The 14,001-nt window shown below is 33.6% G+C and carries 9 protein-coding genes; 2 read left to right on the top strand and 7 right to left on the bottom strand.

What is annotated here, in order from left to right; all coding sequences use genetic code 11:
* Positions 1 to 110: 110 nt before the first annotated feature.
* On the top strand, positions 111 to 2,744 hold the full coding sequence (locus ACWA1B_RS08930) for a valine--tRNA ligase (RefSeq protein ID WP_456906055.1): 2,634 nt from the start codon (positions 111 to 113) through the stop codon (positions 2,742 to 2,744).
* 207 nt (positions 2,745 to 2,951) lie between these two features.
* Here the strand turns inward: ACWA1B_RS08930 and ACWA1B_RS08925 are convergent, their stop codons facing one another.
* The 3 genes from ACWA1B_RS08925 to ACWA1B_RS08915 all read right to left on the bottom strand — a co-directional run bounded on the left by ACWA1B_RS08925 (position 2,952) and on the right by ACWA1B_RS08915 (position 7,721).
* Positions 2,952 to 4,265, bottom strand: coding sequence for an APC family permease (locus ACWA1B_RS08925; protein ID WP_456906053.1), 1,314 nt, complete (start codon positions 4,263 to 4,265; stop codon positions 2,952 to 2,954).
* A gap of 196 nt (positions 4,266 to 4,461) precedes the next feature.
* A complete protein-coding gene (locus ACWA1B_RS08920; RefSeq protein WP_456906051.1) occupies positions 4,462 to 6,741 on the bottom strand; it encodes a TonB-dependent siderophore receptor in 2,280 nt (759 codons plus the stop codon).
* A gap of 254 nt (positions 6,742 to 6,995) precedes the next feature.
* Positions 6,996 to 7,721 carry a DUF4198 domain-containing protein gene (locus tag ACWA1B_RS08915; RefSeq protein WP_456906049.1) on the bottom strand — a complete coding sequence of 242 codons (726 nt, stop codon included), beginning with the start codon at positions 7,719 to 7,721 and terminating at the stop codon, positions 6,996 to 6,998.
* 190 nt (positions 7,722 to 7,911) lie between these two features.
* Here ACWA1B_RS08915 and ACWA1B_RS08910 point away from each other — a divergent pair, with 190 nt between their 5' ends.
* Positions 7,912 to 9,072: an MFS transporter gene (locus tag ACWA1B_RS08910; protein ID WP_426485941.1), complete on the top strand. Its 1,161-nt coding sequence runs from the start codon at positions 7,912 to 7,914 to the stop codon at positions 9,070 to 9,072.
* A gap of 194 nt (positions 9,073 to 9,266) precedes the next feature.
* On the opposite strand, the gene ACWA1B_RS08905 is transcribed toward ACWA1B_RS08910, so the two are convergent.
* From ACWA1B_RS08905 to ACWA1B_RS08890, 4 genes are all read right to left on the bottom strand, one after another.
* Positions 9,267 to 10,337, bottom strand: coding sequence for an outer membrane protein assembly factor BamB family protein (locus ACWA1B_RS08905; RefSeq protein WP_456906046.1), 1,071 nt, complete (start codon positions 10,335 to 10,337; stop codon positions 9,267 to 9,269).
* A 21-nt stretch (positions 10,338 to 10,358) separates the two neighbouring features.
* Positions 10,359 to 10,835, bottom strand: a complete 477-nt coding sequence (locus ACWA1B_RS08900; RefSeq protein ID WP_456906044.1) for a DUF6265 family protein — start codon at positions 10,833 to 10,835, stop codon at positions 10,359 to 10,361.
* 218 nt (positions 10,836 to 11,053) lie between these two features.
* The gene (locus ACWA1B_RS08895; RefSeq protein ID WP_456906043.1) at positions 11,054 to 13,363 is read right to left on the bottom strand and encodes a type IA DNA topoisomerase; all 2,310 of its coding nucleotides are present in this window, start codon (positions 13,361 to 13,363) and stop codon (positions 11,054 to 11,056) included.
* Between the two features lie 146 nt (positions 13,364 to 13,509).
* Positions 13,510 to 13,983, bottom strand: a complete 474-nt coding sequence (locus ACWA1B_RS08890) for a hypothetical protein (RefSeq protein ID WP_456906041.1) — start codon at positions 13,981 to 13,983, stop codon at positions 13,510 to 13,512.
* Positions 13,984 to 14,001 lie beyond the last annotated feature (18 nt).

Genomic DNA, 14,001 nt, shown 5'->3' with positions numbered 1-14,001 from the left:
ATTTGTAAACGATGTTTTTAAAACAAAAAACAAATAAATAAGTTCATTTTGCATTCCAATGATCAAAGCCGATTAAACGGTTAAACAAATAAACGATTAAACATATATAAATGACAATTCCAGCACAATTTGACGCTAAGACGATTGAGAGTAAATGGTATGATTACTGGATGAAAAACAATTATTTTCATTCAGAACCAGATCATAGAACACCGTACACCATTGTAATCCCTCCGCCAAACGTCACTGGAGTCCTTCACATGGGACATATGTTGAATAATACAATTCAGGATGTTTTAATTCGTAGAGCGCGTCTTAAAGGTTTCAATGCTTGTTGGGTTCCGGGAACGGATCACGCATCAATTGCTACAGAAGCAAAAGTGGTGGCGAAATTAAAAGCGGAAGGAATCAATAAAAACGATTTGACTCGTGAGGAATTCCTAAAACACGCTTGGGAATGGACAGATAAATATGGCGGAACAATCTTGGAACAACTTAAGAAATTAGGTGCTTCATGCGATTGGGAACGTACCAAATTTACTATGGATCCTGATATGTCGGCTTCTGTAATTAAATCGTTTGTTGATTTATACAACAAAGGTTTAATCTATAGAGGATACCGAATGGTTAACTGGGATCCGGAAGCAAAAACAACTTTATCTGACGAAGAAGTTATTTACGAAGAACAACAAGGGAAATTATTTTTCTTAAAATATAAAATTGAAGGTTCAGAAGATTTCCTGACAATTGCGACAACGCGTCCGGAAACTATTTTTGGAGATACTGCAATTTGTATTAATCCAAACGATGAGCGTTTTACACATTTAAAAGGTAAAAAAGCAATCGTTCCTATTTGTGAAAGAGTAATTCCAATTATCGAAGATGAATATGTAGATGTAGAATTCGGAACAGGATGTTTGAAAGTGACGCCTGCGCACGATATGAACGATAAAACGTTAGGAGAAAAACACAATCTTGAAATCGTTGATATTTTTAATGAAGATGCTACTTTAAACAGCTTCGGATTACACTATCAAGGGAAAGATCGTTTTGTTGTTCGCAAGGAAATTGAAAAAGAACTTCAGGAAATTGGCGCTTTAGCAAAAACAGAAATTCACTTAAATAAAGTTGGAACTTCTGAAAGAACAAAAGCTGTAATCGAACCAAGATTATCCGATCAATGGTTCCTGAAAATGGAAGATTTGGTGAAACCGGCCATTAAATCAGTTTTAGAAACGGGAGATATTAAATTACATCCAAAACGTTTTGAAAATACTTATGCGCATTGGTTAAACAACATTCGCGATTGGAATATCTCTCGTCAATTATGGTGGGGACAACAAATTCCGGCATATTATTATGGAGACGGAAAAGAAGATTTCGTAGTTGCTGAAAATATCGAAGATGCATTAATTTTAGCAAAAGAAAGAACCAACAACCAACAACTAACAACCGACAACTTAAAACAAGATGTTGATGCTTTAGATACTTGGTTTTCTTCTTGGCTTTGGCCAATGTCAGTTTTCGGTGGAATTATGGATCCGGAAAGTGCAGATTATAAATATTATTATCCAACAAACGATTTAGTAACTGGTCCGGATATTTTATTTTTCTGGGTTGCGAGAATGATCATTGCAGGTTACGAATATGCTGGTGAAAAACCATTTACAAACGTATATTTAACTGGTTTAGTTCGTGATAAACAACGCCGTAAAATGTCCAAATCATTAGGAAATTCTCCTGATCCTTTAGATTTGATCGATGCTTTTGGAGCTGATGGTGTTCGTGTAGGATTGCTTTTAAGCGCCTCTGCAGGAAACGATATTATGTTTGATGAGGAATTATGTAATCAAGGAAAAGCGTTTTCAAACAAGATTTGGAATGCCTTCAAATTGATTAAAGGTTGGGAAGTTTCAGAAACTATTCCACAGCCAGAATCATCAAAAGTAGCGATCGAATGGTACGAAGCTAAATTACAGCAGACTCTAGTTGATATTGAAGATAATTTTGAGAAGTATAGAATTTCAGATTCATTAATGGCAATCTATAAATTGGTTTGGGATGATTTCTGTTCTTGGTTTTTAGAGATGATCAAACCGGCTTATCAACAGCCAATTGACAGCGTAACTTTCGCGAAAGCGATCGAAATGTTAGAAAGTAACTTGAAGCTACTTCATCCGTTTATGCCTTTCTTGACAGAGGAAATTTGGCAGTTAATTGCTGAAAGAGCTCCGGAAGAAGCTTTAATTGTTTCAACTTGGCCGGAATTGAAGCCTTTTGATGTAAAATTGATTTCAGATTTTGAAAACTCAATTGAAGTAATCTCTGGAATCAGAACGATCAGAAAAGATAAAAATATTCCGTTTAAAGATGCAATCGAATTAAAAGGAATCAACAGTGAAAATCTTTCGACTTATTTTGATTCAGTTGTAACGAAATTAGGAAACGTTTCGGCTTTCGAATATGTTTCTGAAAAAGTGGACGGAGCATTGTCTTTCCGTGTAAAATCAAATGAATATTTCATTCCAATTACAGGAAATATTGATGTTGAAGCTGAAATCAAAAAGCTGACAGAAGAATTGAATTACACAAAAGGATTTCTGAAATCTGTTGAAGCAAAACTTTCAAACGAGAAATTCGTAAATGGAGCTCCGGAAAAAGTTTTAAATATTGAAAAACAAAAACAAGCTGATGCTTTGGCAAAAATTGCTACAATCGAGCAGAGTTTGGCTGGTTTGAAATAAGAATCAAACTTAGTTTATAAAATGTAAAACCCGACAGTTTTTGAAAGCTGTCGGGTTTGTTATTTTCTAACCGTAATTTTGTCATTCCGAGGAACGAGGAATCTTCGCAAGTGACTCCATGCAGAATGTCGCCAATCTTTGTAGAGTTACTCGTGGAGATTCCTCGTTCCTCGGAATGACAAGAATAGCATGTAAATATTAAATAACTTATCTTCTCTTCTTCAAAACCAGAAACAAAGGATAAGAAGCTATTGCAATACCGACAATAATAATAAAGCTTTTAGGATCGCTGTAGATAAATCCCGCAAGTAATGCAATCGAAAATATAATTGCTATTATAGTTGTCCAAGGATACCAAAAAGAACGATAAGGTCTTGGTAAATCAGGTTCTGTGGTTCTTAATTTCAAAAGTGAATAATATGCAAGTCCCCAAACGATTATGGAGATAAAAGCGGCAAAAGAAAACAATACTTCAAAAGAACCAATGCAGATTAAAAACAAGCTGAAAAGTGACGAAACTAAAAGCGCGACAATTGGTGTTCCTCCTTTATTGACTTGAGTTCCTTTTTCAATAAAAAATCCGTCACGGCTTAATCCGTACAAAATTCTTGGCGGAATCATCATAAAAGCATTCAAAATACTAATTAAAGAGAAAATCGAAATCACTGTTACGATTTTAGCGCCACTTTCCCCGAAAAGAACCTTGGCAACATCGGCGGCAGCCAGATTCGATTTTGCTAAAGTTTCAATTGGCAAAACATGAAAAAATGCGGCGTTTACTAAAACATAAATAGCTACAACAAGCAAAACACCACTGTATAATGATTTCGGAATATTTTTACCGGGATCATCATTTTCTTCTGCAAAAAAGCAAACGGCGTTCCAGCCATTGTAAGTTCCTATAATAAGCTGTAATGATTTGAAAAACCCAAAAACAAGTCCAATTTGAAAAATTGTATTATCTGTCTTGATTGGCGGAATTTCAGTTCCAGTGTAGATAAAGCAAGCTACAACTAAAGCTACAAAACAAATTACTTTTAGAAAACTGGTAATTTGCTGAATTACGCTTCCGTTTTTCACACCACTTAAATGGAGCAATACAAAAGCGACCAATAAGGAAATCGAAATTACAGTAGAATAATTAGCCAATTCAGGAAATAAAATGATGGCGTATTCGCTAATTACAATGCAGTAAAATGCTGGCGGAATAGCATTAACGATATAATCATACCATCCCGACAAAAATCCGGCATATTCACCCAATGCTCTTTTAATATAATTATAAGATCCGCCTGCTTTTGGGAGCATTGTTGCCAATTCTGAGTAGGAGTTCGCTCCTAATAAAACATATAAGCCTCCAAAAATCCACGAAGCAAGAATCAGCCAGTAATTATTTAATAATCCGGCAATAGATCCCGGTGTGCGCAAAATCCCGACTCCAATTGTCCCGCCAATCAATACTGCGATATTAAAACTTAATCCAAGTGTTTTTTTTAATTGGTTTTGTTTGGAATCTGACATAGAATTTGGTTTTGTTTTTAGTGGATAATTTAAAACAAAAATAGAGATAATTACGAGGACTTTCCTCTCTGAAAAAATAAAAACCTCATTTAGTGCTAAATGAGGTTTTTAGTAAAATTTAAATCAAAAATTTTGCTGTTTTTCAAAAAATGAAGAGCAGAAAAAGTCTTAACAAATTAAAATCTAATTCAAAAATTTAGAATTTGTATCGTAAACTTGTCATGATTTGACGCGGTGCAATTGGGTTTACACTATAATTTTCGTGAACTGTGTAATTAAGTTCGTTTGTAATATTTGATAATTTGCAAAGAATTGAGAATTTTTTCCAAGTATATCCTGCTGAAACATCGATTGTTGTATAACCTTTTAGTGGAATTTCTCTATCCCAGATTCCTCCTGGTTTAGTAGGATCATATTGGTTGTTCCATCCACCAATTCTGTCACCAATGTAATTTGCAATTGCTCCAAGTGAAACATTTTTAAAGAAACCATCTTGTAATGTATAGAAGAAACTTAAATTCGCTGTGTTAACAGGAGTTCTTGCTACACGATCACCTTCAACAAAACTCCCTGTCAATCCAGATGTTTTAGTATAACGCATATCGTTGTAGCTGTAACCTGCAATAATGTTTAATCCTTCAACCGGATGTGCTGTTACATCAATTTCAACTCCTTTACTTTTAGTTTCTCCACTCAAAACTTTGATACTAGTATCTAAATTTTCAGTTCCATCCGCTTTGTATTGCGCCATTTGAGCCAAATTACTGTTTGTGATTTGATAAACAGTAACGTTTGTTGTTAATAAACCTTTAAACCAGTCTGCTTTTACACCGGCTTCATATTGATCAATAATAGAAGGTTTTATTGGCTGTAAATCAACAGTTGTTCCTGTGTTTGGTGTAAAAGAGTTGGAGTAACTACCAAATAATGAAATCTCTTTTGTTGGTTGATAAACTAATCCAGCTTTTGGAGAAAATGCATTATCTAAACGTTTTGGTGTAACAGTTGGTACAGCATCCTCTGGTGCTACCGTTTGTTTTCCATTTGCAAAGGTTTCTTTGTAAGTGCTAACTTCGGCTTCTTGCCAAGACCAGCGAACTCCGGCAAGTACTTTGAATTTTTCTGTAATTGAAATTAAATCCTGAAAATAAACTCCAAATCGATTTGTTTCTGTTTTTGCAATTTGCGTTGCTCTGTCAGTTGTTGGAACATCCGTTCTTTGATTTGCCGGATTAAAGGTAAATAAGTTTATGGTGTCATAAAGTGTTGGACCATAAACAGGCTGACCATTTTTTGTACCTGTTATTACATATTTTTCATTAAAGGTATAAGTATAAGCTGTTGCAAATGAGTTTTCCCAATCAGCACCGGTAAAAATTTGATGTTTTACAGATCCAGTATTAAAGTTTCCTTGCAAACTCAATTGATCTCCTAAAATTTGCTCTAAGTTTTTATTTTTAGTTAAACCTCTGTTCCAGTCACCTGGAGTTGCATAAGTTTCTAAACCTGATAATTGTGCTGTTGAGTAACTTCCTCTGTCATAATTTTGTAGAGAAGCATTGAAGTTTAATTTCCAGTTTTTATTAAAATCATGGTTTACTAGTACCGATGCACTTGAAGATTTAGTTGTTCCATTTGACCAAAGTGAACCGTAGAAAGCGCTTCTTGGAAGATCTAAAATTTCTTTCCCGATGATTCCTGTTCCAAAATCAGGAGTCCAGTCGGCACTTAAATAATCTCCTTGTACGGTAATTTGAGTTTTTGGATTGATGACAAAAAGTAAAGACGGATTAATATACAAACGTTCGTTTTTTACAACATCTCTGAAGCTTTCTGAATTTTCATAAGAACCATTAATTCTAAAAGCAATAGATTTAGAAAGAGGCCCATAAAAATCAAAAGCTGGTTTATAATAAGCATAACTTCCTATTTGCATAGAAACTTCTCCGCCACTTTTAAATTGTGGTGTTTTAGTAACCAAATTTAAAATACCACCCGGAGCTACATTTCCAAATAATAAAGCGGCTCCTCCTTTTAAGAATTCTACTTTATCTAAACCTGAAACATCTGGAATAGAACCTGCATTATAACGAAATCCATTTTTAAACATATTATTGGCAGACATATCATAACCTCTAGAGAAAAAAGACTCCTGTGCTCCACCACGTGCAGAACTTACATAAACACCATTTGCATTTTTTAAAACTTCGCTTAATCTAATTGCTTGTTGTTGCTCGATAACTTCTGAACCAATTACTTGAATCGTTTGCGGATTATCCATAGGTTTTAATCCTGAACGAACTGCGGTAACCGGTTTTGGCTCTTTATTTTTGGTAACAATTACTTCATTTAGAATTTCTCCTTTTTTGTTTTTTACCGTGTCATTTACAGAAAGATTATCTTGAGCATTTGCAAAATCCTGACTGTACGATGCAAAACTTAAAAAGGATAAAACGAGTAGTAAATTATATCTCATGTTGCTTTATTAAGAATGATTAAAAATAATTTCTGCAAATATAAACAGGTGTTAGTTCTTTAACAAAGTTTATTTAGATTAATTATGATTAATATTGTAACTTATTTATAGTTAATATTTTATAAAAATAATTAACAAGAAAAAACTTTTTAAATTGTGTTTTTTAAAGTTGTTTTTTATGTTAAAATAAAAAAAAACCTTGCCGAAAAGCGAGGTTTTTAGAAGTAAGGATTCTGATTAAAAGAAAAGTTCGGCTATTTTACAGTAATTAAATATGTAGCCATTTTCCAGATTTCATCATATTTTTTGCCATTGTGTTCTCCTGATGCTTTTTCAGTATAAGCGAATTCAACCATATAGTTTCCAGGCCAGATTGGTGTAAATGAAACTTCTCCATTTTCATTGCTCCATAATTCTTTTTCCCAACCATTTGGGGCAATTACTTTCATTTTTTGCTCTTTGGCAATTTTCCCTTCATACAAAGCATTCACCTTTATTTTTGCATTTTGTTTTGCCGCTAAAACATCTTTAGAAAATAAGCTTATGATGTTTGAGTTAGCCGTTGCTTCATTTCCTTTTGCAGCATTTCCAACTGTAACGGTAGCGCTTGAATTATAATCTAAAACCATTGTTCCGTAAACATCTTTTACTTTGTGATGCATTGCAATTGTATAGACACCATCTTCATCTGGCGTGAAATAGGCCTGATATTTATTATCTAAAGCTTTTGAAGTAAGTTTTGTTTCTATTTTTGATGGGCTGATGACTACTAATGAGAAATTTTTTAAATCTGAAAACCATTTGTCTGCTTTTGTGATATCATTCTCAGAAAATTCTCCAAAATAAATTAAAATTTCCTGTGCTTTACCTTTTGTTCCGGTTGATTTTGTTTCGATCCAAAGTGCGTGAGCAAATAATTGTGGTGTTGCAACAAGCATTAAAAATATAAAGGCAATTGTTTTTAAAGTTTTAGATTTCATAAGATGAAGTTTAAATTTATTAAATAGGATTATTTTACAAACTTAAAATTTATTTAGAATAATTAAAAATAAAACACAAGAAAGATTGGTTTTAAAAGACAGAGGAGGACTTTAAATTTTTTAGGCAAATTTTAAAAAGGATAGAAGTTCATTTTAAAAGCCTTAATTTTGCAATCAGAAAATTGACTTCATGATTTTACCTTTCTTAAAAAAGTATCAAAATACGCCTAAAGGATATCGAATAGCCAACACGGTTTTTTTCTTTCTTTCCGGAATTGGATATTCTTCGTGGGTTTCCCGAATTCCGCATATACAAGCGCAATTGCATTTGTCTGAGGCTCAGTTTGGTGCCGTTTTATTTGCCTTCCCGATTGGATTGATGTTGACAATGCCATTTACTGGGAAATTATTGAACAAATACAGTAGCCGTTACATCATGCTTTTAGGAGCAATTATGTTTAATATAGTGCTTGCATTGCCTGGTTTAGTGGCTTTTGTATGGCAGTTGGTTCTTGTGCTTTTGATTTTTGGAGCATCCCGAAATATTTTCAATTTGTCGATTAATGCACAATCGCTCGAAGTGCAAAAATTATATCCAAAATCGATTATAACACGTTTCCATGCAGTTTGGAGTATTGCCATTTTTACTGGCGCCGGATTGGGGTATGTAATGGTAACGCAGCATATTTCGCCTGCACACCATTTGTTGGGTGTAAGTGTTTTTATGATGGCGCTTACAGCTTGTTTTTACCCAATGAGTATTCATAATGAACCAGTTCCGGTTAAAAAGAAATTCTTTTCAATGCCTGAAAAAAACTTAGTCAAATTTGCTTTGATTTGTTTTGTTTCTATGGCTTGCGAAAACACGATGTACGATTGGAGTGGAATTTATTTCGAAAATATACTAAAAGCTTCTCCAAAATTAACCAGCGCCGCGTTTGTGTTTTTTGCCACAGCTGTAACTTTAGGACGCATCTTTGGTGATTATGGTGTAATGAAATTTGGAACTAAAAAAATCCTGCTTTATAGTGGAATCTTAATTACAGTAGGTTTTGGACTTTGTTTTATTCTACCATATGTTTATCCAACAATTTTTGGATATATGTTGATCGGATTTGGGGTTTCTTGTGTGGTTCCATTGGTATTTAGCATTGCAGGAAGATCATCAAATTTGAGCAGTGGTTCTGCTTTGACTTCGATTTCTACAATTGGTTATCTCGGATTTTTATTGGTTCCTCCAATGGTTGGTTTTATTTCTGAATACCTGAGTATGAAATGGGCGTTTCTAGTAATGGCGCTTTTAGGTATTCTGATGATTTTTATGGTGAATAAAATCGGGGAGAATGAATGATTTTTTAAGGTTCTAAGATGCTGAGGGTCTAAGGGGCTAAGTTTTTTTGCTAAATATACTTTGTCGATAATCTTTGTGTAAACTGGACTGAAGTCCAGCTCTACAAGATTTTGTCGAACCTTTGGTTCTTTTATTCTATGTTTCTATTTTGATGTTATTTTTGGATTTTACAAGTTTTTTTTCAATTTAAAAAATTACTTCTTAGCAGTTTCAATCACTTTTGGTGATGGATTTGAAGTTTCGCCTGCTGTCTTAAAAATCGTTTTGATTGTAGTCAAATCGGTGCTTATTTTATAGACTTCACCAGATTCATCAGCAAAATAGATTGAACTTTCGATAAGTACCGGACTTGATTTTATTTTTTCTTTTGCTAAAAATTTCTTGATTAATTTTCCTGTAGTTTTATCTAAAACATAAAGGTTTTTGTCATCGCTTCCAAAGAAAATTTTATTGCCTACTATAAGCGATTCAGTCCGAATACTTGCCGCGGCTTTGAACTTCCATTTTGTAGTCATGTTGGTTTTGTCAAGACAATAGAAGAAGCCTCCGTCATTACCAAAGAAAACCAAATTTCCATCTATTACAGAAGTCGACGAAATCCATTCATTTGTTGGAATTTTTGAAACTATTTTCTTTTCATCCAGATTGAATTTATAAAAATTCATATCATTACTTCCAAAAAAAAGATTGTTTTGGTCTATTATTAATTTACTAAAAATTGCAGCTGAAGCACCTTGATACGATTCAATCAACGCGCCTTCTAAACTCAATTTATATATTTTTCCTTTCGAATCAGCAATAAAAATCGTATTATCTTTATATGAAATTGGAGAGCTAATTGCCGCATCAGCATAGAATTTTCCTAGTATTGAACCATCTCGAGGATCAAGGACAAACAAACTTGATGCAGACGCAACGTAAAGATTATTATCTATCAGCGTTGGTTTATGGGCTATAGGGTTATATGTGCCAAGGTTTATTTTCCAGATTTGTTTGCCGTCTGATCCAATACAATATACCATTGCATTGCTATCGCCAATAAAAATCTTATTTTCTTTTATTTCTGCGCAACTATAAATTGGATTTTCCGAATTAAGAACCCAATTCGTAGTTTTTGTATCACTATTGAAGGAATATAAATTGTTATTTAAGCTCCCAAATATTAGATTTTTATTCTGAAAATTTATTTTAGCAATAATGCTTTGTGCTTGTGAACTGGTCAATGCGGCAAAAAAACTGATAAATAGTAGGATTTTAATTCTCATATTTTAGCTTAAGATAAAATGTTATTTCTTCGTCATCACAAACTTCTCAGAACTTGGTTTTCCATTTAAATTCCCGGAAATCTCAGCCGTCAAAGTATTGCTAGCGCCTTTTGTATATGTAATTTTTTGGGGATAATCGTGTTTCGGATTTTCGAAAACTAATTTTTGATCTGTTTCGGAAGTCGAAGGGAAGAAGACAGGCTTATCTTCATTTTGTCCTTTTACAGTAGCTTTGTAAGTTAATGTTTCGCCCAATTGAGCCAAAATAATAGTTTCAAAATGCAGCGTGTCTTTTCCTTTTATAAAATAAGAAGATGCACTGAAAGTACTGTCGTTTAGTTTCTGCCAGTTTTCAGACAGAACGCCATCTGGAGAAGAATTTTCCCAGTTTCCAATTAGCCAATCCGCTTTTTTGATTTTGTCTTTTTCAACAGTTTCCTTTTTTTGACAAGAAACAAAAGCTATGATTAAAGCAATAAGAGTAATTTTTTGAAACATATTTATTTGATTTTGATACTACTAATGTATGAAAAAAAGTTTGTCACTAATTATACAAATTTTAACAAATTATTTTTTTTTTGAAGTTGAGACGTGTTTTACCAGAGATTTAAGCATAAAAATGATTTTGTCACACACAAAAATCTGTGAGTTTCTTCTTAAACCTTTTTAAATCTGATTGAAAAAAAATATAAATTAGTGTAGTTAGCGGTAAAGACTTAAACGCTTTCTTGTAAAATTTTATAAACCAGTTCTTTAGTTGGTTTTTGATCTTTTAATTTAGTTCGGACTTCATCAAAAGTAACTTTAAAATCACAGCCCGATTTATATTCGCCACAACCATAAGCCGTTTTGCCTTTAAGAATGGTTCCTTTTTTACATTTAGGACAAGTCAAAGCATCAGAACTTTCTTTTGATTCGGCTTTTTTCTCGGTTTTTTTCGGCTCTAATTTCAATTTGTAGTTTTCTTCAAATCGGATTAAACCTTCAACAGTTCCAGAATCGGTTTTAAACCCTTTTATGTTTGCGGTTGAACCTTTTTGTACCAATCGTAAATATTGGCTTTCGGTAATTTTTTTGTCATGAAAAACAAATGGCAACACAAAATCACAACCCGATTTATATTCACTGCATCCAAAAGCTGATTTTCCTTTAATCAGATTTCCTTTTTGGCATTTCGGACATGTTTCAGCTGCTATTCCAGAAGTTTTCTTTTTTTCTTTTTCTGCTTTTACAACAGGTTTTTGGATTGTTGCTGCATGAGAAATATTAGCGTGTTTGGTTTCACTTCGGACTTCATAAACCAAAGCTTCAACCATGCGTTTCATGTTTCGGATAAATGCTGCGGCGGTGTACGTACCTTTTTCAATATCTTTCAATTGTTTTTCCCAGGTTCCTGTAAGTTCAGCCGATTTAACCAATTCATTCTGAATGGTATCAATCAATTGAATTCCCGTTAAAGTGGGTAAAACCTGTTTTTTATTTCGAACAATATATTGACGTTTGAAAAGTGTTTCAATAATATTCGCACGCGTTGACGGACGCCCGATTCCGTTTTCTTTCATCAATTCACGTAAATCTTCGTCGTCAACTTGTTTTCCAGCTGTTTCCATGGCGCGCAGTAAAGTTGCTTCCGTAAATTGATTTGGCGGTTTGGTTTCTTTTTGCAAAAATGAAGGTTCATGCGGGCCTTTTTCGCCCACAACAAAACTCGGCAATAAATCCGGTTCTTTTTCTTTAGCATTTGGATCTTCAAAAACCACGCGGAAACCTTTTTTCAGGATTTCTTTTCCTGTCGCCTTAAACATTACTTCGGCTGCTTTTCCTATTACTGTGGTGTTGGCAACCAAACAATCATCATAAAAAACGGCAATAAAACGTTTTGTGATTATATCATAAACTTGTTGCTGATTGTATGGCAGATTATTTTGAATTCCAGTTGGAATAATGGCATGGTGATCGGTTACTTTTTTATCGTTGAAAACCTTTGGCGATTTTTTGATTTTTTTCTCCAAAATGGGCTGGGTCAATTCGGCATAATTAGTTAATTTCTGCAGAATCCCCGGTACTTTCGGATAAATATCTCCCGGTAAAAAAGTCGTATCAACTCTGGGATACGTGATTACTTTTTGCTCGTATAAAGTCTGTGCAATTTTCAGCGTTTCTTCTGCCGAAAACCCGAATTTTTGATTGCAATACACCTGTAATCCCGTTAAATCAAAAAGCTTTGGCGCATATTCGTTTCCGTTTTTTTTATCAACTGAAACAATTTCGAAATCACTTTCTTTTACTTTTTCGGCTAGAATTTCTCCGTCTTCTTTGTTTAAAAAACGTCCTTCTTCATAACTAAAAAGCGTTTCTCGGTACAAAGTTTGTAATTCCCAATACGGTTGTGGTTTGAAGTTTTCGATTTCTCTAAAACGATCTACAACCATCGCCAGTGTTGGCGTCTGCACACGTCCGATAGACAAAACTTGTTTATAACCGCCATGTTTTACGGTATACAAACGCGTTGCATTCATACCTAAAAGCCAATCACCAATGGCTCTTGAAAATCCGGCGTAAAATAAATTATCGTAATTTGTTGAGGGTTTTAAGTTTTCAAAACCTTCTTTTATAGCTTCTGTTGTTAAGGATGAAATCCATAAGCGCTGTACTTCGCCTTTATAATGCGCTTCATTCATGACCCAACGCTGGATCAATTCTCCTTCTTGTCCGGCATCCCCACAGTTTATTACCACTTCGGCTTTGTCGAAAAGACTTTTAATGATTTTAAATTGTTTTTGGATTCCTGAATTCTGAACGACTTTGGTTTCGAATTTTTCAGGAAGCATTGGCAGATTGTTCAAATCCCAGCTTTTCCAGTGCGGTTTGTAATCGTTGGGTTCTTTCAACGTACATAAATGTCCAAAAGTGTAGGTCACAGCATAACCATTGCCTTCATAATATCCGTCATGCTTGGTATTGGCACCCAAAACGGATGCGATTTCACGTGCTACACTCGGTTTCTCAGCAATACAGACCTTCATTTTTTCATTTCTTGTTGGAGGGCGAAATTAGGGAATTTTTTTGGAAAGGGACAAAGGTTCTAAGGGACAAAGGGACAAAGGTTTTTACTTTGTTCTCGTAATTCTCATTACTATCAGAATGAACCAAAAATTTTGTTTTCTTCTGATTAATTATCTATTTCAAATATTCTTTTGAAATTCTTTTCAAATTTTCTCTTTTTGTAATTCATCATTATATTAGCAATTGAACTAAAAATTATATTAAGCGTATTGAATATCAAAAAAACTAACAAAGGTGATTCTTCAATAATAAATACAGTATTGGATAAAATAAATACGATAATAGGAAAATAACGAATCCAATAATATCCAAATTTAATAGGGATTATTTCATATGATACTTCGGTTTGGTTTAGATTCTTAGATTTAATTTTTCCTTCTAAAATAAATGGAATAGGATGTAGTATTGCATTTTTGGTAATCTTAAAATCATTTTGATTTGAATAGCCATAAAACAATTTATCTTTTTCTCCAATCAGGTTAAATGCATGCAGAGGACTTCCACTAATTTTTGGATTGCCTAATTTAGTGTTTTGTTTAAGTCTTTTTCGAAACTCTTCAATTCCTATTTGTGATATCATTTTTTTGATTATTAATCA

Source organism: Flavobacterium xizangense (assembly GCF_054075145.1).
Note: the sequence above shows the minus strand (reverse complement) of the source record. Positions and strands in the feature narration are given on the sequence as shown.